The 23,610-nt window shown below is 35.7% G+C and carries 19 protein-coding genes; 11 read left to right on the top strand and 8 right to left on the bottom strand.

Annotated features, from left to right (window positions below; all coding sequences use genetic code 11):
* Positions 1 to 12: 12 nt before the first annotated feature.
* From DYE60_RS04220 to DYE60_RS04200, 5 genes are all read right to left on the bottom strand, one after another.
* Positions 13 to 1,287 carry a cytochrome-c peroxidase gene (locus DYE60_RS04220; protein ID WP_115315390.1) on the bottom strand — a complete coding sequence of 425 codons (1,275 nt, stop codon included), beginning with the start codon at positions 1,285 to 1,287 and terminating at the stop codon, positions 13 to 15.
* Positions 1,250 to 2,209: a sterol desaturase family protein gene (locus tag DYE60_RS04215; protein ID WP_115315389.1), complete on the bottom strand. Its 960-nt coding sequence runs from the start codon at positions 2,207 to 2,209 to the stop codon at positions 1,250 to 1,252. The genes DYE60_RS04220 and DYE60_RS04215 overlap by 38 nt, the downstream gene beginning before the upstream one ends.
* Positions 2,210 to 2,223: 14 nt before the next feature.
* On the bottom strand, positions 2,224 to 3,219 hold the full coding sequence (locus DYE60_RS04210; RefSeq protein ID WP_115315388.1) for an imelysin family protein: 996 nt from the start codon (positions 3,217 to 3,219) through the stop codon (positions 2,224 to 2,226).
* Entirely contained in the window at positions 3,219 to 4,643 is a 1,425-nt protein-coding gene (locus DYE60_RS04205; RefSeq protein ID WP_115315387.1) for a di-heme oxidoredictase family protein, read from the bottom strand. Before DYE60_RS04205 ends, DYE60_RS04210 begins: the two co-directional genes overlap by 1 nt.
* A 147-nt stretch (positions 4,644 to 4,790) precedes the next feature.
* A complete protein-coding gene (locus tag DYE60_RS04200) occupies positions 4,791 to 6,149 on the bottom strand; it encodes an imelysin family protein (protein WP_115315386.1) in 1,359 nt (452 codons plus the stop codon).
* 185 nt (positions 6,150 to 6,334) lie between these two features.
* Here DYE60_RS04200 and DYE60_RS04195 point away from each other — a divergent pair, with 185 nt between their 5' ends.
* Positions 6,335 to 6,871, top strand: a complete 537-nt coding sequence (locus DYE60_RS04195; RefSeq protein ID WP_218563614.1) for a TIGR00645 family protein — start codon at positions 6,335 to 6,337, stop codon at positions 6,869 to 6,871.
* Between the two features lie 62 nt (positions 6,872 to 6,933).
* Here DYE60_RS04195 and DYE60_RS04190 read toward each other — a convergent pair whose 3' ends face one another.
* Together DYE60_RS04190 and DYE60_RS04185 are read right to left on the bottom strand one after the other, a co-directional pair.
* Positions 6,934 to 7,461, bottom strand: coding sequence for a DUF1523 family protein (locus tag DYE60_RS04190; RefSeq protein WP_115315384.1), 528 nt, complete (start codon positions 7,459 to 7,461; stop codon positions 6,934 to 6,936).
* A gap of 51 nt (positions 7,462 to 7,512) precedes the next feature.
* Positions 7,513 to 8,295 carry a TatD family hydrolase gene (locus DYE60_RS04185; protein WP_115315383.1) on the bottom strand — a complete coding sequence of 261 codons (783 nt, stop codon included), beginning with the start codon at positions 8,293 to 8,295 and terminating at the stop codon, positions 7,513 to 7,515.
* A gap of 241 nt (positions 8,296 to 8,536) precedes the next feature.
* On the opposite strand from DYE60_RS04185, the gene DYE60_RS04180 reads away from it, so the two are divergent.
* The 3 genes from DYE60_RS04180 (at position 8,537) to DYE60_RS04170 (ending at position 11,021) form a co-directional block, all read left to right on the top strand.
* Positions 8,537 to 8,782 (top strand): FeoA family protein, encoded by a 246-nt coding sequence (locus DYE60_RS04180; protein WP_218563613.1) that lies wholly within the window; start codon positions 8,537 to 8,539, stop codon positions 8,780 to 8,782.
* Between the two features lie 32 nt (positions 8,783 to 8,814).
* A complete protein-coding gene (gene feoB / locus DYE60_RS04175) occupies positions 8,815 to 10,794 on the top strand; it encodes a ferrous iron transport protein B (protein WP_115315382.1) in 1,980 nt (659 codons plus the stop codon).
* 71 nt (positions 10,795 to 10,865) lie between these two features.
* Positions 10,866 to 11,021, top strand: coding sequence for a FeoB-associated Cys-rich membrane protein (locus tag DYE60_RS04170; RefSeq protein WP_172460358.1), 156 nt, complete (start codon positions 10,866 to 10,868; stop codon positions 11,019 to 11,021).
* Between the two features lie 70 nt (positions 11,022 to 11,091).
* On the opposite strand, the gene DYE60_RS04165 is transcribed toward DYE60_RS04170, so the two are convergent.
* Entirely contained in the window at positions 11,092 to 12,825 is a 1,734-nt protein-coding gene (locus tag DYE60_RS04165) for a protein-disulfide reductase DsbD (RefSeq protein ID WP_115315380.1), read from the bottom strand.
* Between the two features lie 185 nt (positions 12,826 to 13,010).
* Between DYE60_RS04165 and DYE60_RS04160 the strand changes: the two genes are divergently transcribed.
* The 7 genes from DYE60_RS04160 to DYE60_RS04130 all read left to right on the top strand — a co-directional run bounded on the left by DYE60_RS04160 (position 13,011) and on the right by DYE60_RS04130 (position 23,591).
* Complete coding sequence (locus tag DYE60_RS04160) at positions 13,011 to 15,437, top strand: class I adenylate cyclase (protein ID WP_115315379.1); 2,427 nt, start codon at positions 13,011 to 13,013, stop codon at positions 15,435 to 15,437.
* A gap of 133 nt (positions 15,438 to 15,570) precedes the next feature.
* Positions 15,571 to 16,839 carry a NupC/NupG family nucleoside CNT transporter gene (locus tag DYE60_RS04155; RefSeq protein ID WP_115315378.1) on the top strand — a complete coding sequence of 423 codons (1,269 nt, stop codon included), beginning with the start codon at positions 15,571 to 15,573 and terminating at the stop codon, positions 16,837 to 16,839.
* Positions 16,840 to 16,948: 109 nt separating this feature from the next.
* On the top strand, positions 16,949 to 17,725 hold the full coding sequence (deoC, locus tag DYE60_RS04150; protein ID WP_115315377.1) for a deoxyribose-phosphate aldolase: 777 nt from the start codon (positions 16,949 to 16,951) through the stop codon (positions 17,723 to 17,725).
* Between the two features lie 76 nt (positions 17,726 to 17,801).
* Positions 17,802 to 18,521 (top strand): purine-nucleoside phosphorylase, encoded by a 720-nt coding sequence (gene deoD, locus DYE60_RS04145; protein ID WP_115315376.1) that lies wholly within the window; start codon positions 17,802 to 17,804, stop codon positions 18,519 to 18,521.
* A gap of 207 nt (positions 18,522 to 18,728) precedes the next feature.
* A complete protein-coding gene (locus tag DYE60_RS04140; protein WP_172460357.1) occupies positions 18,729 to 19,262 on the top strand; it encodes a TetR/AcrR family transcriptional regulator in 534 nt (177 codons plus the stop codon).
* A gap of 25 nt (positions 19,263 to 19,287) precedes the next feature.
* Complete coding sequence (locus tag DYE60_RS04135; protein WP_115315374.1) at positions 19,288 to 20,499, top strand: efflux RND transporter periplasmic adaptor subunit; 1,212 nt, start codon at positions 19,288 to 19,290, stop codon at positions 20,497 to 20,499.
* 11 nt (positions 20,500 to 20,510) lie between these two features.
* Positions 20,511 to 23,591 (top strand): efflux RND transporter permease subunit, encoded by a 3,081-nt coding sequence (locus DYE60_RS04130; protein ID WP_115315373.1) that lies wholly within the window; start codon positions 20,511 to 20,513, stop codon positions 23,589 to 23,591.
* Positions 23,592 to 23,610: the final 19 nt, after the last annotated feature.

Raw genomic sequence — 23,610 nt, 5'->3', positions numbered from 1 at the left:
TTTAATCAATATTTATTTACTTTTTTCTTTATTCAGTTTTTCCTTTTCTTGCCAAAATAATGCTTCTTGCTTATCCAATTTTTCAAGCATTGGCTCATAGCGTTTATCAGTGAGCATTTTCATAAACGCAACAAGGGCATCAATTTTGCGATCGGTCATTCGTTTTGCACGAAGATCATCCATATCCACTGTTTCAGGTACTTCTGGTTCGCCCCAAGGTTTGCCCGTTTCAGGATTTAAAATGCGATCGTGATTGTTATATTTATCATAAAATTCAACCACAGTTCTTAGATGTTTAAAGACACCGTTGTGCATATAAGGTCCTGTTACTGCTACATTACGCAACGTTGGCGTTTTAAATTTACCCTCTAATTCTTTTAGATTTGGCTGACCTTTTAGTTTTGGATTTTCAGCTAAGCCTCTATCAACAAAACTATCACCTAAATTATTCATTTTAATCAATTCAAGATTTTTAGGTGTGCCAATATTGCGATATTGGAAGTTAGTAAAGGTTTCTTGTTGGTTGCCTTCTGGGAATAATTTATGGCAATTTGAACAACTCACATTATCATTTGAGAAAAAGAGTGTCATACCTAAATCTTCTAATACTTCAAGCTCATATTCGCCTTTTAAGAAGCGGTCATATTTTGAGTCAAAAGGACTAAAATCTTGGCTCTTTTCAAAAGCTTCAATAGCATCGGTCATCGCGGTATAGGCTTTTTCTGTATTATCAAAAATATTTTGTCCGTAAGTTTGAACAAAGGCTTTTTGGTAAAATGGTTTTGCTTTTAAGCGATCAATAATTGCCTGTTTATTTGGCATATTCATTTCAACTGGGTTAAGCGGTGGACCACCTGCTTGCTCTGCAAGAGTATCCGCACGACCGTCCCAGAATTGCCCGCCTGTCCACTCTTTTTGTTTTTCATCAAAGTGGAATGTTGGCGAGAATGCCGCATAGCCTGCGGTTGGTACGTTACGATTTCCTTTTGAATGCCCATCATCACCTAAGGCAACAATCGCCCCATTTTTATAAGGACGTATATCCACAAAGCCTGTCGTTGGAGAGTGGCAAGAAGCACAAGAAAGCGTGCCATTTAATGACAGAGCTGTATCAAAATAGAGTTTTTTACCGAGTTCTATTTTTGCGAGAGCTTGTTTATCTTTACTAATAGCTTGCTGTGTTTGAGTGTCTAGGGCATAAGCGGAATTTAACGATATGCCAAGTACTAATGCTGATAAAATATGACGTTTATGAAACGTTTTGTTGTTGTTTTTGACGTTTTTCATCGCGTTTTTTCCCAATATGTAAAATATCAATAAAAGGTTGAAAAAGTAACCCACCCAGTGTGCGATAAGGCTGTGCCATTGTTTTTGGAAAACCGAATCGTTTAGGTTTTTCTATATCTGCGGCACTTTGCCACGATCCAAAAATAAAATCCCAAATTCCCAAATATCCCCCATAATTTTTATTCGCAAATTGAGCCGTGTGGTGTAGCTGATGTTGTGCGGGTGAAATAAAAAATCGTTCGATAAATTTGGGATAGTATAAATAAATATGTGAATGTCTCAGGTTTGCGCCCAAAAGTAAAAAAATAAAGATGAAAGCGTTACAACCTAGAATTGTCCAAACACCTAATTTTGCCCCAAATAACCATAAACAAACACCGGTGACCAAACCTGTTGACAGAGAATAACGAATGCCGAAAAGTAGATTTTCAACAGGGTGGATTCGATAAAATGAAATGGGATTTAATACTTCACAGCTATGATGGACTTTATGAAATGCCCATAAAATAGGGATAGTATGCAAAAATCGATGTAGCCAATAGCGAGTAAAATCGCTAACCACAAAAAGACTCAGTGAGTAGATAGCAATAATCACAGTGCTAGGAAGTTGTATGGAATACATCATATCAGGTTTGAGATAGCTTAAACCTTGCCAAATCCACAATGCGATTGTTTTTGCTGAAAGTAGTAAGGGGGCGAGCAGAAAGACCTTAATCAGTGTGTTTAATACAAAATAAAGGTAATCTAAAATGGCACTTGGATGAAACCAATAGCTCGTTAATTTGCTTTTTTTTATAATAATTTGACCGCTTGCAAAATAGACGAATACCCCATAAATTGCAATAAGGCAAAGTGTACTGACTAAATAGAGCCAGTACACTCTTTGATTTGGATTTAAAAAGTAACTCTGGATAATATCCATTTTACCCCGCTAGCCTAATCACCATCCGCTTCTAGAATTTTACCTTCTACAGGCAATTGCTCTAAAATGGTACTGTAATAGGTGAAATAAAGATGAGCTAAATCAAGCATAATTGGTTTCACCATATCGGGCGTGAACTCACTTAATTGGTTTAATTTATGACTAATATCTGTTAAATGTTGCTGTGCGGTATCTGCACCTTCACCAATACCTCGTGTACGTAATAAAGTAGCAAAATTATCAAAATCTTGTTTACCGAGTAATGCACGTTGTGCTTCAACGATGCTTTTTGCTGAATCAATACCTAACTGGCTCAATGGAAATTCAGCACGCATAGGATCTGGGTAGCCTTTGTATTTACTGGTTACTCCCGCAGGATCACCTAATCGCCAATCTTTAAGTTTAAATACGCGATCTGCCATTACGTCAATGATCATTTTAATCGCTTTATTTGGATCTTTGATAAATTGTGTTTTATTTGTTTGATAAAATTCATCAATTTCAGTCAGATGATCACAGATTGCACCAAGCATTATTTGAGAAAAATGAATATTTCGTTCTCCCCAATTTTTCTCAGGATATAAGACGGTTTCCAGAGCAGAAAAGGATTTATAGGAGTTTTTAAAGAGAGCCATTTCTGCAGCTTGATCACTATCAAGTAAACGCAGAATACTCTTTGGTACATCTTCATTGCCCGTATGGAAAATGTCTAAATATGCGGGTATGTCAATCATATCCGAATCCATATCTCCTGCAATATAGTTGGCTTCTACTTTTTTCCAATCTAAAACAAGATGTTTGAAATCTTGTTGATAACGTTCTTGTGAGAGATTTTTCGTTAAGTCATTGAGGAAAATATCACAAGACTGTTTTGCTTGATGCGCATCTTTTACGATGACGTTATCATAAATTGACGTGAGGATAGCGGTCTCTTTTTCGACATTATTTGCAAAAACCAATGTTGGCATACAGCAAATTAAAATGCCGATCGTTTTTTTTATACTTTTCATTATAAATTCTCCAAAAATTCAATAAGTTGTTGGCGTTGTTCTTTTGGTAATGCTTTGAAACGTTTTTTCGCTTCTTTTGCTTCACCGTCGTGCCAGAATATGGCTTGTTCTATGGTTTCAGCTCGTCCATCGTGAAGTAGGCTTAATTTTGCTTTCAATTTTATGCCTAACCCCCATAATGGCTGGGTTCGCCATTCTGAACCTATTGCCATAAATTCATTGCGTTTATCCGCGAGTCCCTCACCCATATCGTGTACTAAAAGATCACTAAATGGCGAGAATTCCGTACCAGAAGGAGTTGTCCAATTTTCTTTATGGCAGGATGAACAACCTAAATCATTAAAGAGCTTACGCCCTTTTATGAACTGATCTTTCGGTAAAGGTTTAGGTGCTTTTAAATGAGCTACATAAAATGCAATGCCTTTTAAACGTAAATCAGGTAAATCTAATAAGCCTTCAGGGGATGGTCGACCAACAGGGGCATTTAGACATTCTGTTTGCGTTTGCATACAATGTTCTTTTGGAAAGAATCGATTGGTTAATCCCATATCGTGAGCAGCTGCATCAGCAGTTTGCATCGCAAGAGAAGATGCTTGTGCTTTCAACCCAAAACGCCCCACCATTTTTTGATGTGTATAAGGATGATAAACCCAGTTTACTCGTCCAGAAATACCATCATTATCTTTATCATCAGGATCTTCATTCGCAATAATTTGTTCATCGGTGAGTGCTTCAATCAATCCCATTCCTGCAAGCATAGGCGACATTCTTAAACTGATATAAGTCTGTGGTGCGAGCGAGCCATAATTTAATTCTTTAAGAGACGGAATAGGCTTTTGCAAAGTGACTTTTGTGCCATCATCAAAATAGTCTGTTTTATATTCAAATTCAATGACAGGTTTTGCTTCAAAAGGTGCATTTGAATTACCATTGATTGAAAGTTGCCCGCCATAAACAGGATCTACGTGTTGTGCTTTAAAGGTTTTATTAAAATCATAGTGCTTTGATACATCAATAAATTTAAAGGCTAACGCACGGTTAATATTGCCGTCTTCATCCTTAATGCGTCCAAAATTTCTTTTTCCGTGACAACTTGCACAAGTATTTGCACTAAATAATGGACCTAAACCATCACGAGCTGTTGTTGCACTGGGTGCAGCCACCCAAGGAATACTAAAAAAAGAACGACCGATAGTAAAAAGATCTTCTTCATCGTAAGTTAAGCCACCTACTGTGTGTTTAAGAGGGAATGTGTTATGAGATTTTTTAGTTTCAAACCAATGTTGAGGATCTTGTTGTTTATTACGATCAACGGCTGGTTTTAATAATGCAGGATCAATATCTGTATTTGCAAAGCTAAAATGAGTTAATCCTAAACTAATTGTAATAATTAAAAATAAAGGATTACAGCGAGTTGGAAACATATATAACCTATTTGATAATTAAAAATATTGGTTGGTATAGATATTTGGCAATAAAAACTGAAAAAGCAGTCAATTCGGTCGGAATTGTACTGCTTTTCATCTTTATATTACTAGCGATAAATTTACTATTCTTTGATTATTAGCAAATTATAGTTTAGTTTCTTCTGCGTCAGTTACATCTTCAGCAGTTAAAGAAATACCCATTGCTTTTGCAACAAGAATCATTTTATCACCTAGTTTACGCAAGTCATTTTTCAAACGGACGATATTTTTTGCTTCTTCTTTATTTTCTGGGTGGATTTGGTAGTCAAAGTGCATTTTTGTTTTTGCTAACTCATCTACTTTTGCAATACGTTCTTCAATGTTAGCAATTAAGCCTTCAATGTCTTTACGTTGATCTGCAGAAACTTGGCTTAATAAGTTGAAACCAACTTGTTTACCTTCAATTTGACCAGTTAATAAATATTTGAAGCTCTTATAGTTAGTGTCGATATCACGATGAGTGTTATCAGAGAAGCAAGAATGTTCATCTTCTTCAGAAGGCGTTAAAACAGCAACTGCAATACGCTCATTTGCTAGTTCTGATTTAATAAACATACCCATACCTGCAAAGATTTGTTTTAATGCTTCTTTTTGGTCGATATTTTTGTCTGCATCAGCACCAGTTAATTTACCTAATAATGCTGCACGGTATAAACCTGCGTTATCTTTTACTTGTTCAGCCCAAGCACTTTTTACTAAGTCAAGATCAACCACTAATTTATCTGCTGCTGCTACTAAGTAGTCTAAGCGACGTTGTGCAAATTCATCCGTTGTGAAATCTGTAATTGGGCGTTGTCCAGCAGTCATTGGACCTTTGGTTACATTATCCGAAATCATATTTTGGTAGTCTTGATCTTGACCCCATAATAAGAATTCAATTGCATGCCAACCTGAAGCTACGTTTGCTTCGCCGCCATTTTCATTTAATGCTGTAATTGTTTCAATATCAATTTTATCAATATTTACAGGAGTTGGTTTTTCACCACCGTCAGCAGGAGTAAAAGAACCTTTAGAATCAATAATATTACCTTTTGTTGGTTTACCTTCTGCATCGAGGGTATAGTCAATCATATTTTCATCTAATGGCCACGCATTGATTTGACCTTCTAAAGCACCGTAAGCTTCAGCAACCCAACCTTCTTCAGCATCAATAGGACCATTTGATAAACGGAATGATTCAGTGACACCATAAGCTTCACGAGCTTCAAGCCATACTTTTTTTGTATTTTCTAATGTTTCTTTAGTTGGATTTTTAGCAAATGCTTTAATTGCGGCTTGTAAGCGAATAGCATCTTCATAGCTTTTAGTGTAGAGAAGATCAGCCATTTTTGCATAACCATCTAGGAATGCTGTTGCACTTTGATTTACGATAACTTGTTGAGTTTCTGCTTGAGCAATAGTAGGAAAAGTTGTTAATGAACTTGCTAGAGCGATGGTAATTGCAAGAGTGGTTTTTTTAAACATAATGTTTCCTCATTAGAGTTAATATGAAATATCCGAACCGAATTATAGCAAAACTTAAATAATAATCAATCTTAATTAAGAATGGTTTGTTGCGTTAATTTTATTCAATTGCAATGATACCCTATTGAAAATTAACATTTTGTCACCATTTTAACAAAGATATTACAAAATACAGGAAAGTTATAATGGAAACATTTATTGAAAAAACGATTTTTGCTACACGTTGGTTACTTGCACCGCTTTATTTAGCGATGTCTTTACTTTTACTCGGACTTGGATATGTGTTCTTACAAGAATTATGGCATTTATTTACTCATATACATCTTGTTAAAGAAACCGATTTTATTCTGACTTGCTTAACATTGATTGATATGTTGTTGGTGGGGGGATTGATTGTGATGGTTATGTTTTCAGGCTACGAGAATTTTGTTTCAAAATTAGATAAAGCGGGGGATACATCTCAAATTAAATGGCTTACACATCTTGATTCTGGGACATTGAAATTAAAAGTGTCAGCTTCAATTGTTGCTATTTCATCCATTTTTTTACTGAAAAAATATATGGTTATTGAGGAAACCTTAGCAACATTACCACAGAATACGCCACTGCATGAAAATCCATTATTTTGGCAAACCTTAATTCATCTTGTGTTTGTGGTTTCAGCAGTATTATTAGCATTTGTTGATAAAGTTGCGTTTAGTAAACATCGTGCTTCATCGTAAGATAAAAAGAGAGCAATAAAAAAGGAGCTAAAAAATTAGCTCCTTTTTTGTTTTAGTATTTTTTATTTTTCACTATCAAACCAGCCACGAATGAACTGAACAGAGATAAAGAAAGTGAGTAGCAACAAGACATATAAAATATAACTAAAGATTGGGCGAGACACCTCATCAGCTTCTGTTAAGGGCTTAATAGAAACAATATTTCTAAATTCACTTAGCATATTGATTCTCCAGCCATAATATTTAACCTGAACAAGCTGTTTATCATTCGCATAAGCTTGAGCTTTTGCTTGCACATCCGCCGAATTAAATTTGAAATAGAAAGGCAGTCCCCATCTGGTATCTTCGTTACGATACACCATAATTTCTTTGGTGGTTGGATTTTCTGTAAAGATAAAATAAGCATCTCTGGTTGGGCCATCCGCTGGGTTTGATTTACTAATCGGACCATCTTTATCCACACGTTTTGCTTCCATTCCTGTCACCACTGTCTCTTCATAGCTTGGAAAAGCATAATTCACACTTCCAACGAGTACTATGTGTAAAGAAAGCACGACTAGAATGAAGAAATATTTGATCATCGTTCTCATAATTTATCCTTGTTAAATATTAAAGTGAGTAATAAGCCACTAGATAAGCGGTTATATTTTAAATAATTTTTGCACATTTTGAGTGGTAATGCTAGCAAGTTCTTGCACTGATACCCCTTTTAATGCCGCCATATATTCACAAACCTCTCGCACATAAGCGGGTTGGTTAGGTTTGCCACGATAAGGAATTGGGGCAAGATAAGGCGAATCCGTTTCAATAAGCAGGCGATCTAGTGGTAATTTTCTCACGACATCTCGCAATTCTTCGGCATTTTTAAAGGTGATGATCCCTGAAATAGAGATATAAAAACCGATATCCAACGCACGTTTTGCCATTGCATAATCTTCGGTAAAGCAGTGTAATACGCCGCCACATTTTTCCGCATTACGGCTTTCTAATAGATGCATTGTGTCTTCACGGGCTGAACGCGTGTGAATAATCAACGGTTTATCTAACTCGTTTGCCACATCAATATGCTGTTCAAAAATAGAAAGTTGTAGCTCTTTGGTTTCTGGGGTGTAGTGATAATCCAAACCCGTTTCACCAATCGCAACCACTTTGGGATCATTTGCAAGTGAACGTAGCGTTTGAATATCAAACACTTCATCTTCAATATTTAACGGGTGCATTCCACAAGAAAGCGACACATCATCACGGTGTGCGGTTAGTTGTTTCATCTCTTTAAAATCACTAAGCGTAGTACACACAGAAATCACGTGTTGTACGCCTCTTTGTTTGGCATTTTCAAGCACTTCATCCACACTTTTGTGACGTGTTTCATAATCTAATGCATTTAAGTGGCAGTGGGAGTCAATAATAAATAAATCGTTCATAATTTGTCTTTCTGAGTTAAAAAAATTGCAAAAATTCTAACATAATTCTAATTGTTAATATATGGCTTATTTTGTTCCATTTAAGCGGTGTTATTTTTATAAAAATTTACAATTTTTTTACTTTTAATTTGATTTTAATTAAAGAATTGAATAAAGATAGAATTGATATTTGTTTTCATAAAAATACCTATGCTATATTCCGTCGCCCAATAAGTATGCAATACATAAAAGAGAAAAAATTGTGAAGAATAATGACGGATTAAAAGAAAGAACCTTAAATAGTGTGCCAGAAGGCACGACTTGTACGATAGTAAAAATTCAAGCGGATGATACGGATATGGAGAATTTTCTGTTTTCTTTGGGCTGTTTTGAAGGTGAAGAAATCAGTGTTATTTCACGATTAGAACAGAATATTATTATCACAATTAAAGAGGCAAGGTACAGCATAGACAGTGATTTAGCCTCAGCAATACTTATTGATGGATAGATTTTATTATATTGTTATGTTGAGGAACTAAAATGAAAATTGCATTAGTCGGCAATCCAAATAGTGGCAAAACGACATTGTTTAATGGCATTACAGGAAAGCTTGAAAAAGTGGGTAACTGGGCAGGTGTGACCATTGCGAAGAAAGAGGCCTTTATCAAACCAGATTTAGCGACGAAGGGAACGATCTTAGCAGTCGATTTACCGGGGGCTTATTCAATGTCACCTTATACCTCTGAGGAGAGTATCACCAGTGATTTTGTGAAAAATGAAAACCCTGATGTGATTGTAAATATTGTGGATGCAACCAATTTAAGCCGAAGTTTATTTTTTACCGTACAACTGTTGGAATTAGGTATTCCTGTGGTGATGGCGTTGAATAAAACAGACCTAAATTTAAAGCAGAAAAATACGGTGAATGTTAAGGCGTTGGCGGAGAAATTAGGTGTATCTATTGTTGAAACGATCGCAACAGATAGCAATAAAAATGGTTTTCAAGCATTGATTAACGCGGTGTATGCTTCACAAGGTAAAGCTCAGCAAGCAGTGGTAGATGTTGGAACGGTGGATGTTGAAAATGCAGAATCAATGAAAGAAGCTGATATCAAACGCTATGCTTTTGTAAAAAAATTAGTGGCGGATGTTTCTGTTAAACAAACCTTATCAAATCAAAAAAACACACAAGATAAAGTGGATCTCGTGGTGGCAAATAAATGGTTAGGCTTACCAATTTTTGCGGTGATTATGTATTTGGTTTTTTCGATTTCTCAGGAACACGTTGGACCTTATTTTGCCGATCTCTTAGTGGGTTGGTTAGAAGAAGGACAAGGCATAATCGGCGATATGCTTAGCACTGGCGTATCCGAATTTTGGTCAGCCTTATTGGTGGATGGCATTATCGGTGGTGTGATCGCTGTGGTCGGTTTTCTTCCTTTGATTATGGTGCTATTTTTCTTATTAGCCTTATTGGAAGATTCGGGTTATATGGCTCGCGTTGCGGTGGTCATGGACAGATTTTTCAAAATTGTCGGATTATCAGGTAAATCCATTATTCCAATGGTCATTTCAACAGGTTGTGCAATTCCGGGGATTATGTCTACACGAACCATTAAAGATGTCAGACAACGTCGCACAACGGCAATGCTCACCTCTTTCCTTCCTTGTGGAGCAAAATTACCCGTTATCGCACTGTTTGCTGGGGTATTTTTTAAAGACGCTGCTTGGGTTGGCTGGTTAATGTATTTTGTGGGAATTTTAATTATCTTCTTTGGGGCTTATCTTGTGATGTTGATTACAGGCTCTAAAAACAAGAAAACCTACTTTATTATGGAATTGCCAGCGTATAAATTCCCAAGTTTAAAACGTGCTTTAATTTCTATGCTTTCAAGAGCAAAAGCCTTTATTATTAAAGCGGGAACGGTGATTCTAGTGTGTAATGCAGTGGTACAAATTATGCAAACTTTCAACTGGCAGTTCCAAACGGTGTCAGAAGAAATGGCAAATACCAGTATTCTTGCGGGCATTTCATCGCCTTTTGCATTCGTGCTTATTCCACTTGGATTTGGGGTATGGCAACTTGCTGCGGCGGCAATTACAGGTTTTATTGCGAAGGAAAATGTGGTCGGTACATTAGCGGTGGTTTATGGCGTAACAAACTTTATCAACACCGATGAATTAGCCCTCGTGGGTGGTGCAAGCAATGTTGCCGAAGTAATGGGATTAACCTCATCCGCCGCCCTTGCTTATTTAATGTTTAACTTATTCACCCCTCCGTGCTTTGCGGCGATTGGTGCCATGAACTCAGAAATGGAAAATAAAAAATGGCTATGGGCAGGAATCGGTTTACAGTTTTCTGTTGGATATATCATTGCTTATTTTGTTTATCAAATTGGCACATTTATTACCACAGGCAATGTCGGACGAGGCGTAGTTCAAGGCGGTATCGTTAGCCTATGTTTGATTAGTTTAGTGGTCTATTTAGTCAGAAAAGGAAATTCAAAATCCATTAAATAGGTTAAAAAGTCGGTGGGTTTTCTAGAATGCCAACCGACATTTATTTTAGATTATCAATTAAAGGTTATGCTATGTCTATAAAAGAACTCATCGTTATCATTACCGTATTGGTCATTTTAAGCATCGCTATTTTTTCTATGATTAGAATGAAGAAAAAAGGGGCAAAATGTATTGGTTGCCCGAGTTGTTCCCAACAACATTGTGCGAGTAGAAATAAGTTAAATTGATATTTTTAGGGGGCGATTAAATACGTGTTGAGAATAGCTCATCATTTCGTCCCCCAATTATTTTGAACAATTACAGACTATTTAAGTGTTTTAAAAAATCCTGTGCATCAACAAAACCATTTACGCGTTTTTGTGTCAGCTCTTGTCCTTGTTCATTAAAAAATAACAACGCAGGTAGCCCAAGAATATGAAGCTGTTTCATCAGTTCTTTGCTTTCAGGGGTATTTTTTGTGGCATCAATTTTAAAGACAACCATTTGTTGTAATTTCTGTATTACTTTTGGATCAGTAAAGGTTTCCTCTTCTAACATTTGGCAGGCGACGCACCAGTCAGCATATACGTCTAACATCATCTTTTTGCCTTGATAAGCGGTCAGTTTTTGTTGTAAATCTGCAAAATTTTTAATGTGAATAATCTCTGATGTATGTTGTGCTTGTGAAGTGTTTTTTGTATTCAAAATCATTTCAGAATAAGGTTTTGCACTGATAATTACCCCAATGAATAACACAATGTGTAAGATTTTTTGCCACATTTTTTGCGTTGGGATTTGAAAACTAAACCAGATTAAAAAGGCGATAACAAGCGATGACCACATAAATGGTTCAAGGTTGTGTGGAAGTACACGGCTTAATAAAAAGATCGGTAAAGCTAACATTACAAAGCCAAAAGTGGTTTTCACGTTGAGTAACCAGTCACCTGATTTTGGTAATACTTTGTTACCAAAAAGAGTGATAAGAATAAGTGGCACGCCCATTCCTAGACCTAATAAATAGAGAGCAGAACCACCAATCACAAAATCGCCTGTTTGTGCTACGTAAAGCAATGCACCCGAAAGCGGTGCAGAGGTGCAAGGAGAAGCGACTAAGCCTGCGACCATTCCCATTACAAATGATCCTTTAATTGAGCCACCTTGTTGGTTTTGGCTGATGTTATTCAGTTTTTGTTGCCAGCTATTCGGCAGTTTAATTTCAAATAAACCAAACATAGAAAGGGCGAATAACACAAAAACGGCACTTAATGTGATTAACACCGGCGAACTTTGTAACGCAATTTGAAATGGTAAGCCAATACTTACTACCATTAAACCTAATAGCGTATAAGTGAGCGCCATTCCTTGTACATAGCTTAGGCTTAAGAAAAATGCCCGTTTGGTATTTGGGCGATTTTGCTGTCCGATCACAATAGCTGAAAGTAACGGTAACATTGGCATTACACAAGGCGTAAAAGCTAAACCGAGACCAAAAATAAAGAACCAAACCAATGCGATTGGATTATCGGTGAGCTGTAAGTAATCCGTTAAAGCGGTGGTATTTTTTTCAGAATTTGCAAATTCTTGATCAGAAATGACCGCTTCATTATTGTTATTTGTACTTGTCACATTATTCTCTTTGAGAAAATGAACAGTTTGCATTTCTGGCGGATAGCATAAGCCTTCGGTGCAACCTTGATATTCGACCGTTAATGTAAAATCAGAAAGCGGTGCTTTTGCGGTAAGATCAAGATCGAGTTGCTCTGTATAAATTTCAGTTTTGCCGTAGAATTTATCTTCGTGAAATTCTCCCTGTGGTAACGCAACAGGCTCAATCTCGCCATTTTCTGTTGTGATTTTAATTTTATCTTTATATAGATAATAATCAGGGGCAATTTGCCAAGACAATAAGAGATGGTTATCTTTTTGTTCAGAAGAAAATATAAACGCTTCTTCACTTGATAAGTATTGCTGTTTATTTTTACTAAATAATCCAGCATTGCTGGTAAGAGAAAAAGTTAAGCAGATAAGAAATGTTAAAAATTGTTTTAGCATAATATATAAACGTTAAAATTATAAGTAAAAGTGCAACATTCTACTGGGTTAGTATCAATTTTAGCAATGATTATTTGTTTTTGGACTATAAAAATAAAAATTTATCAATTGAAAACTTTACTTTTTTTCAAAAAATGATACATTGCTCACAGTTTTTTATGGAGTAAACATTATTTGGGGTCAAATTGTTGTCGCAAAAAGAGATAAAGCCTTCTCAGATAGAGATTGCAATACAACGAATTGATGCACTTGATGAATTAAGAATTGAGAGAACATTGATTAGTGATAGTCAATGTTTTCAGCATGTTTTTCAATTACTTACTCTACTTATCCATTATAACGATCCTCAATTACCCGCTTACGTCGAAGGTGCACCAAAAGGCATTTGGCGTTTTTCTCCAAGCAATTATCAAAAAAATTATTTGTTACAAATCGAACAAAAAATTGAAGCTGTCAATTCTGTGGATTTTGATGGTGTTTATGCTATGGGAAGCACGGGATCGATTTCACAAACTAGCCATTCTGACCTAGATATTTGGGTGTGTAGTGAGCAATGTTTTAGTGTGCAGCAAGAAGCACTGATCCAAAGTAAATTTAATCTCATTACTGAGTGGGCGAGTCGCTTTAATGTCGAAATTCATTTTTATTTAATGAATCCGAAACAATTTAAAAATCAGTTTTGTTATAACAAAGTCTCTCGAGAAAACAGTGGTTCAGCTCAGCACTTTTTCTTACTTGATGAATTTTACCGTTCTGCTATTCGGTTATCTGGTAAGCGGTTGTTATGGTTACATTTATTGAAAGATCAAGGGCAATCTTACCAAAATGCGATTGATTGTGCGGTATCGGAGCAGGGACTTTGTTTAGATGAATGGATTGATTTTGGAGATTTTTCTGCACTTTCTATTGATGAATTTTTTGGGGCAAGCTTGTGGCAACTCTATAAAAGTATTCATTCACCCTATAAGTCAGCGATTAAAATTCTTTTATTAGAAAGCTATACACAGAATTATAATGAGATTGATCTGATTTCTAGACAATTTAAACGTTATTTGTTAGAGGGTAACGGGCAAGAGAATTATCATTTTGATCCTTACCTAGCAATGCTTGAACGGGTCACATTATATTTAACTGAAATCAATGATCTTGAACGTTTAGATAAAATTCGCCGATGTTTTTATATTAAAGTTACAGATGGCATTTCACAACAAAGTTGGCGTTTACAACAAATTACTCAGCTTATTTCTGATTGGGAATGGTCAGAATCACAGATTGATGAGCTTGCAAAGAGAGAGAGTTGGAAAATCAAGCAAGCAATGGAACATCAGCAAGGTTTATTAGAGCTATTTATTGAAAGTTATCATAGATTAGTTCTTTTTGCGAAGAAACAAAATATTGAACCTTGTATCTTATCTCAAGATAGCGATATTTTAATGCGTCAATTGTATTCTTCTTTTGAAACATTACCAACGAAGGTTCCTTTATTAAATAATAAAATCAAATGGAATTTAGCAGAAGAAGAGCTTACTTTTATTGAATCAACAGGCGATTCATTTTTTGAGAAAGGTTGGTATTTACTCAATCATTCTCCCAAAATAGTGTATAACTCCAGTAATCGCTATGTGCAATATTTTCCATCATTGGTTCAGTTAATTTCTTGGGCTTATTTTAATGGTTTAATCACCCCAAAAACACGTTTGCACATTGTGAGTAAAAATGTATCGTTACTCAAACTTCGTCAATTTATTACCGATTTTCGTTTACATATTCCAGTGAAAGCACCTTTACCAAGTAGTGAAGCGTGGCATCATCCAAATGATATCCGACATTTAATTGTGGTTGTTAATTTGACAAATGATCCGACAAAATCGATCAAAACAACATCGACAAAATTATCATTAAAAGAATTATTTAATTTAGGCCATACCTCACAAAATGTGGTAGGAAGCATAGGCTTAATTTATCGGAATATGTGGAATGAAATTAGGACAGAATATTTTGAGGGTGAAAATGCAGTATTAGAAGCATTAAAACTCCTTTCTAACAAACTTTATCAAAGCAATTTTGCACCACATTCATTAAATGTTTTCTGTTATTCACGACGTTTTACACAAGAATTACAAGCATTAGTAAGTGGGCTCGTGAATCGCTGTATTGTGATTCAAACCGGCGTAAATTATCAGAAGCAATTTTTATTACGTTCAGAAATATCAAGTAAACGGTGGCGATCTGTATTTAAACACTTAAGTGAAAATAATAAACAAGCAGTCACATTTTTACCAGATTTTGCAAAAAACGTGAATAATTTCACAAATTGTTCATTACCAAAAGAAATAGGGCATTTTGCGGTTGAAGGTTTTGTTCAATTCTTTTTTGAGGATCAAGAAAATGAGAAATTTAATGTCTATGTATTAGATGAAAAAAATCACCTTGAAGCTTATTTAAACTGTATAGGCAGTAAAAATAAGAAAGTACGCTTAATCAATGCAATTTATGCAGAGAAGAAGGCACAGAAGGTGACTTTTAGTTTTCCACAATTTTATAATATTGTGGAAAAAAGGGGCAATATGCGAATTGAATTATTTGAAATTTCTCACAAATTTGTTAAATAAACATCAATTCGTAATTAAAATGTGAGGTAGTTCTCATTTTTTAATAATATGTTGTGATTTTTTATGAAAAAATCAGTAAAATTCGTTTACTTTTAATTTAACTTTAACTTAACTACTTAATGAGGTCTTGGCTATGAATGGTCTATTAAACAGCATTTTAGGGATTTTTGTCCTGTTAGCGATAGCTTTCTTATTTTCTAATAATAAAAAAGCAATCAATTTCCGCACAGTTTTTGGTGCACTAGCAATTCAGGTCGGCTTGGGAGCCTTTATTCTTTATGTTCCTGCTGGTCGTGAAGCATTAGGTGCAACAGCAAACGGTGTTCAACACGTTATCAACTATGGTAACGAAGGGATTAACTTCTTATTTGGTGGCTTAGTATCAGATAAAATGTTTGAAGTGTTTGGCGGGGGCGGTTTCGTATTCGCATTCCGTGTACTTCCAACAATCGTATTCTTCTCAGCATTGATTTCAGTACTTTACTATGTAGGCGTTATGCAACTTGTAATTAAAGCTTTAGGTGGTTTATTACAAAAAGCATTAGGTACTTCACAAGCAGAATCTATGTCAGCTGCAGCGAATATCTTCGTTGGTCAAACAGAAGCACCATTAGTGGTTAAACCATTCGTTAACAAAATGACTGAATCTGAGTTATTTGCAGTAATGAGTGGTGGTACAGCGTCAATCGCAGGTGCGGTAATGGCTGCATATGCTGGAATGGGTGTTCCACTAACTTACTTAATCGCTGCATCATTTATGGCTGCACCAGGTGGGTTATTATTTGCTAAAATTATCCTTCCACAAACAGAACAATTTAAAGATCAATTAGAAGAAGTTGATTTAGACAAACCAGCAAACGTATTAGAAGCAGCAGCGTCTGGTGCAAGTACAGGTTTAGGTTTAGCAGCTAACGTAGGTGCAATGTTAATCGCATTCGTGGCATTGATTGCATTGATCAATGGTATGATTGGTGGCATTGGTGGCTGGGTAGGTCATCCAGAATGGTCATTAAGCTTAATCTTTGGTTTAGTGTTCAAACCATTAGCTTGGGTTATCGGTGTGCCTTGGAATGAAGCATCAATTGCGGGTGAAATGATTGGTCTTAAATTAGTAGTAAATGAATTCGTAGGTTACTTAGAATTCATCAAATACTTAGCACCTGAATCAGCAGTGCACTTAACAGATAAAACTATTGCTATCGTAACCTTCGCACTTTGTGGTTTCGCAAACTTCAGCTCAATCGCAATTTTAATCGGTGGTATCGGTACAATGGCTCCAAATCGTCGTAGTGATATTGCTCGTTTAGGTATGAAAGCAGTATTAGCAGGATCATTATCTAACTTAATGAGTGCAACAATTGCAGGTCTATTTATCGGACTTGGTGGTGCAATTGTCGCTTAATTAGGTTCTTGCATAACTAATTAAAACACCACTGCAAGTCAGTGGTGTTTGTCATTTTAGCGTTAGAGAAACGATTGCGTTTCAAATTTTAAATGGTTAAGGAGAAAAAATGAGTCAGAAACAAATTGCAAAACAAGCATTATCTTTAATGGATTTAACGACTTTAAATGATAATGATACAGATGAAAAAGTGATTGCTTTGTGTGAACAGGCAAAAACAGAATTTGGTAGCCCTGCGGCTATTTGTATTTATCCACGTTTTATTCCTGTTGCTCGTAAGGCATTAAAATCATTAGGATTAGATGCTGTTAAAATTGCAACAGTAACCAATTTCCCACATGGCAATGATGATGTTGAAATTGCGGTTACAGAGACTAAAGCTGCGATCGTTTACGGTGCAGATGAAGTTGATGTGGTATTCCCATATAAAGCATTGATTGCTGGTAATGAAGACGTTGGTTTTGAATTGGTGAAACAATGTAAAGCTGTTTGTGAGCAAGCAAATGTGACACTTAAAGTCATCATTGAAACGGGTGAATTGAAAACAGAAGCATTGATTCGTAAAGCAAGTGAAATTTCAATCAAAGCGGGTGCTGATTTTATTAAAACATCAACAGGTAAAGTGCCAGTGAATGCAACTTTAGAATCTGCTAGAATTATGATTGAAGTTATTCGTGATTTGAATGTTGCGGATAAGGTCGGCTTTAAAGCTGCGGGTGGTGTAAAAACAACCGCAGAATCAGCACAATATTTATCTTTAGCAGCAGAGATTCTTGGTGCTGATTGGGTAAATGCAACCCACTTCCGTTTTGGTGCATCAAGTTTATTAGCAAACTTGTTAGCAACATTAAACGAAACAGAAGAGCAAGCAGTAACAGGTTATTGATTGTAAAATAGTGTAAATTTACAGTAAAATATGACCGCTTAAATTTTTTATAACAAACTTAATGAGGAAAATAAAAATGGCAACTCCACATATTAACGCACCAGAAGGTGCATTCGCAGATACAGTTTTAATGCCTGGTGATCCACTTCGTGCAAAATATATTGCTGAAACTTTTTTAGAAGACGTTGTTCAAGTAACTGATGTTCGTAATATGTTAGGTTTTACGGGGACTTATAAAGGTCGTAAAATCTCTGTTATGGGTCACGGTATGGGTATCCCATCTTGCTCAATCTATGCAAAAGAGTTAATCACTGAATACGGTGTTCAAAAAATTATCCGTGTTGGTTCTTGTGGTGCAGTAAGTGAAGATGTAAAAGTACGTGATGTTGTTATCGGTATGGGTGCTTGTACAGATTCAAAAGTAAACCGTATTCGTTTTAAAGATCACGATTTTGCAGCGATTGCTGACTTTGATATGACTGCAAATGCCGTAGCAGCAGCAAAAGCAAAAGGTGTTAAAGCGAAAGTGGGTAACCTTTTCTCTGCGGATTTATTCTATACACCAGATTTCTCAATGTTTGATGTAATGGAAAAATATGGCATTTTAGGTGTTGAAATGGAAGCTGCGGGTATCTACGGTGTTGCAGCAGAATTTGGTGCAAAAGCACTTTGTATCTGTACTGTTTCAGACCATATCCGTACTGGTGAACAAACAACAGCAGAAGAACGTCAATTAACTTTCAACGATATGATTGAAATTGCGTTAGATTCTGTATTATTAGGTGATCAACAGTAATTTTATTCTAATTGTTGAATAAAGAATAAAAACCTATTTTAATCAGGCTAGATATTTTATTGTCTAGCCTGATTTTTTATTTTTTCCTTTCATTTTTTCTCAAAATCAGTAAAATGAACGTTCGTTCAGTTTTCTATTCAATAAGAGTTTCATTTTTTTATGCTTAATTTTTCAAAATCCTATTCTGAGATGGCTAGGCGTGTTTTGATGGCAACACAAACATTGATTGCAAAAGAAGGAATATCAAAAGTTTCTACCCATAAAGTTGCTAAACAAGCGGGTATTTCTGTTGGAACTATCTATTTGTATTTTAAGGATAAAGAAGATTTATTAAATCAACTTATTCATTTTCTTTTTCAGCAATATAATGAATGTCTTTCACAAAATTACGATTCAAAATTACCGATTATTGAACAATATGATCAATTTTGGACAAATCATTGGGGATTTTTACAGAAGTATCCTGATGCTGTAATGAATATTCATCAATATGAAGCCCTACCTCAGTTCCGAGAGGTTTGTCGTGCTTATTCTGAAATTCCAGATTTACCTTATCATTTATTCGTTTTTCAGGGAAAAAAAGAAAATGTTATTGCCGATTTGCCGATAGACATTATTTATGAACTTACTTTGCAAGTTGCGACAAGTATTGCCTATTCACAGATTGTAGATAATAAACAATATGATGATGGTGTGTTAGAAGATGTGAAGAAGCGAACTTGGAAAGCGATTACAATCTAAATTTTACTATTTTTATGGAGTATTTATGGAAATAAAACAAAGAAAAAAAACACGAAGCAAGAAATTTTTACTTATTTTAGTATTGATTATTGTATTAGTGGTTTTTGGTGGCGTTGTGGGAATGCAGCAGTTTATTAAAATGAAAAAGACTGAATATGCTGAACATATGCCAGAAGCGGTTAGCTTGGTTACAGCAATGAAAATTGAACCTACAAAATGGGTACCAAGCATTAAAGCAACCGGAAAGATCCGTCCGAATCAAGGTGCAATGTTAAGTGCTCAGATGTCAGGTGTGATTAAAGATGTTTTGATTAAGTCTGGTCAACAAGTGGAAAAAGGGCAGTTGTTAGTCGAAATTGATAGTTCAGTTGAAAAAGCGAATTTGAGAGCTTCAGAAGCACAGCTTCCACAAGTGAAGAAAAATTATCAACGCTATCAAACCTTGATTAAATCGGGGAGCGTTTCAAAAGCTGAATATGACAATATGAAAGCGAGCTATAATCAATTAGTTGCTAACATTGAGGCGTTAAAAGCAAGTATTAAACGTCGTCAAATTTATGCACCGTTTAGTGGAGTGGTTGGGATTGTAAAAGTTAATAAAGGGCAATATGTCAATATGGGAACACCTATTGTGCGTGTTGAAGATCAAAGTGCGATGAAAGTTCAGTTTAACTTATCTCAAACCGCCTTAGCAGAAGTAAAACAGGGACAAGATATTGTTGTAACGACAGATGTTTTGCCAAATCAATCTTTCCCTGCAAAAATTTCAGCAATCGATCCTGCGGTTAATACGGCAACAGGCTTAGTTGAAATGGAAGCGTTAATTACATCAGGACAACAAAAATTACTTTCAGGTATGTTTGTAAACTTAAATATTCAGCTACCTAGTGAGCAAAATCAAATCGTTGTGCCACAAATCGCTGTTACTTATACAATGTATGGTGAGACGGTTTATGTTTTACAACCTTTATCTGATAAGGATCGTGTAATGGTAGAAAAAATGCAAGCACGGAATCCTGATTTAAAAGTAGACAGAGTATATCGAGCAAAACAAATAGAAGTAAAAACAGTCGATCGTAACGGTAATTTTGCACAGTTACGTCAAAATAAAGGTTTAAAATCAGGTGATTTAATTGTAAGTGGAGGTTTCCAACGATTATCTAACAATGTATTAGTTTTGGTAGCTGATAAGAATGGTGTCGGTGAAACAGCCCCAGCCACTATCGGCAATTTATAGTTGGAGGTAAAATGAAATTTACCGATATATTTATTAAGCGTCCTGTTTTGGCAATCTGTATTAGTTTACTGATTACTATTTTGGGTTTGCAGTCGATTCAGAAACTACAGGTTCGAGAGTATCCTGAAATGACGAATACTATTGTGAATGTCAGTGTCAATTATGCTGGTGCAGATGCAAGCTTAATGCAAGCTTTTGTAACCTCTAAAATAGAAGAAGCAGTGGCTCAGGCGAATAATATTGATTACATTACATCCAGCAGTTCACCAAATTCAACAGTAGTGACTGCAAAAATGAAGTTAAATACTGATCCGAATGCAGCATTATCGGATGTGTCAGCAAAAGTGAATGCAATTCGTTCACAATTACCAAGTGGTATTGATGATCCTGCGATTAGTGTCTCAGGTGGTGGTGATACGTTAATGTATATTCAGTTTGCTTCACAAGAATTAAGTGCAACTGAAGTAACGGATTATTTAGAACGGGTGGTGAAACCACAATTCTTCACTGTAAATGGTGTATCAAAAGTATCTATTTTTGGTGCGACACCTTTTGGATTACGGATTTGGCTTGATCCTCAAAAATTAGCAACACACAATATTTCTGGTGCGGCAGTAATGCAAGCATTGAGTGCGAATAATGTGCAAACAGCGGCAGGATCAACGAATGGTTATTATACTGTTTATAATAATAAAATTGAATCAACAACAAAAACAGTAGAAAGTTTAGGGAATTTAACCATTATTTCTACGTCAGATGGCAATCAGGTGAAATTACGTGATCTAGCTAACATTGAATTAGCAAAATCATCAGATAGAGCCAGAGCAACAGTAAATGGGAAAGAAGTTGTGGTTATGGGAGTAGAATCAGCAGCAACAGCAAATCCATTAACTGTTGCTAAAAATATTTACCCTATGTTTAAGCAAATGCAAAGTAATTTACCGAGTTCAATTCAAGGTAAGATTTTACACGATAGTACCATTGCGATTAACGATTCGATTAGTGAAGTTATTCATACTATCGGTGAAGCTGTTGTTATTGTTTTGATTGTCATTATCCTTTTCTTAGGTTCTGTAAGAGCAATGGTTGTACCAATTATTACTATTCCAATTTCATTGATTGGGGTGCTATTTGTTCTACAAATGTTTGGTTTTTCTATCAATTTATTGACCTTGTTAGCTCTGATTCTTGCGATCGGGCTTGTTGTAGATGATGCGATCGTTGTGCTAGAAAATGTTGAACGTCATATAAAAGAAGGTAAGAATCCATTTGATGCGGCAATTATTGGTACACGAGAAATAGCATTACCTGTTATTGCAATGACAATTACACTTGGTGCAGTATATTCTCCAATGGCGTTAATGGAAGGTGTCACTGGGGCATTATTTAAAGAGTTCGCTTTAACCCTTGCTGGAGCTGTATTGATTTCAGGTGTAACGGCATTAACACTATCACCAATGATGTCAGGGAGTATTTTAAAAGCAAAATCAGAGCCAAATCGTTTTGAGCTATTAGTTGAAAAAACCTTAGAAAAAATGACCGCTTGTTATGTGGGTATGCTAAGTTTAGTGATGTCTATTCGTGGATTTGTTCTCTTTTTTGTTGTGGCTATTTTTGTTAGTTTACCTTTCTTGTTTGGCTCACTTTCTACTGAAGTTGCTCCAACAGAAGATAAAGGTTTTGTAGCAGCAATTTCAAGTGGGCCTTCTAATACCAATTTAGATTACACTCAATCCGCATTAAAACCTTTTGAAAAAGAAGTAACTGAGATGCCAGAAGTGAATCGAATTATGAATATTTCAGGATTTTCTGGGGCAAACAGTGCATTATCGTTAATTATGTTAAAAGATTGGAATGAACGTTCTCGTGGCATAATGGAAATGAAAGGTACTATCGGACAAATTGGTAAAAAAATTCCTGAAATGAATGTAACAGCGATCACTTTCCCTGAAATATCGACAGGAGAAAGCGGTTTACCATTCTCATTAGTGATTACATCAGCAAATAGCTATCAAAAATTATCTGAAGTTGCATTAGGTATTCTAGAAAAAGCACAAAAATCAGGTAAATTTTTCTTTGTTACCCTTGATTTAAAATTTGATACAGCAACGATGAAGATGACCTTTGACCGTGAAAAAATGGGTGCATATGGTATTACAATGCAACAAGTGGGAATGACATTAGGTAGTTTTCTTTCTGGTGCAACGATTACTCGAGTAGATATAGATTCTCGTGCATACCCGATTGTATCGCAAGTGCCTAGAGTAGAGCGTTTGAATCCGCAAGATTTAATGAACTATTATGTCACGGCAAAAAATGGAGAGTCAGTACCACTAGGTTCATTTATAAAAATGGAATTAACAACAACGCCAAAATCTCTTAACCGAATGAACCAGCTTAATGCAGCGACGATAGGTGGTGTAGCTGTTGGCTCTATTGGTGATGCAGTAGATTGGGCAAAAGAAGAGCTAGACAAAACATTGCCACAAGGCTATCAATATGATTTCCGTTCTGAAGCACGTCAATATGTGCAAGAGGGAAATGCGATGGTGATGACTTTTGCTTTAGCGATTGTTATTATCTTCATTGTATTAGCGATCCAATTTGAATCATGGCGAGATCCAATGGTTATTATGGTTTCTGTGCCATTAGCGATCAGTGGAGCATTGCTCGTTATGAATATTCTTGGTATTGCAAAAGTTCAGGGAGCAACACTTAATATTTATTCTCAAGTTGGTTTAGTCACACTAGTTGGACTAATTACTAAACATGGTATTTTAATGTGTGAAGTTGCTAAAGAAGAGCAGTTATTACATGGAAGATCTCGTTTTAATGCGATTATTTATGCCGCAACTATTCGTTTACGTCCAATTTTAATGACGACCGCAGCAATGATAGCGGGTTTACTCCCATTACTCTTAGCAGGTGGTGCAGGAGCCGTTGCACGTTTTAGTATAGGAATGGTTCTTATTGCAGGACTAGGTATTGGAACATTGTTTACGTTATTTATTCTGCCAGTAATTTATAGTTTCATTGCAAGTGAGCATAAACCACTGCCAGAATTTGATGAGAATAAATATAAAAAGAGTTAATTTATAACTTAAAAAATGA

This window comes from Phocoenobacter uteri, assembly GCF_900454895.1.
Classification (GTDB): domain Bacteria; phylum Pseudomonadota; class Gammaproteobacteria; order Enterobacterales; family Pasteurellaceae; genus Phocoenobacter; species Phocoenobacter uteri.
This window is presented reverse-complemented; position numbering and strand designations above follow the sequence as displayed.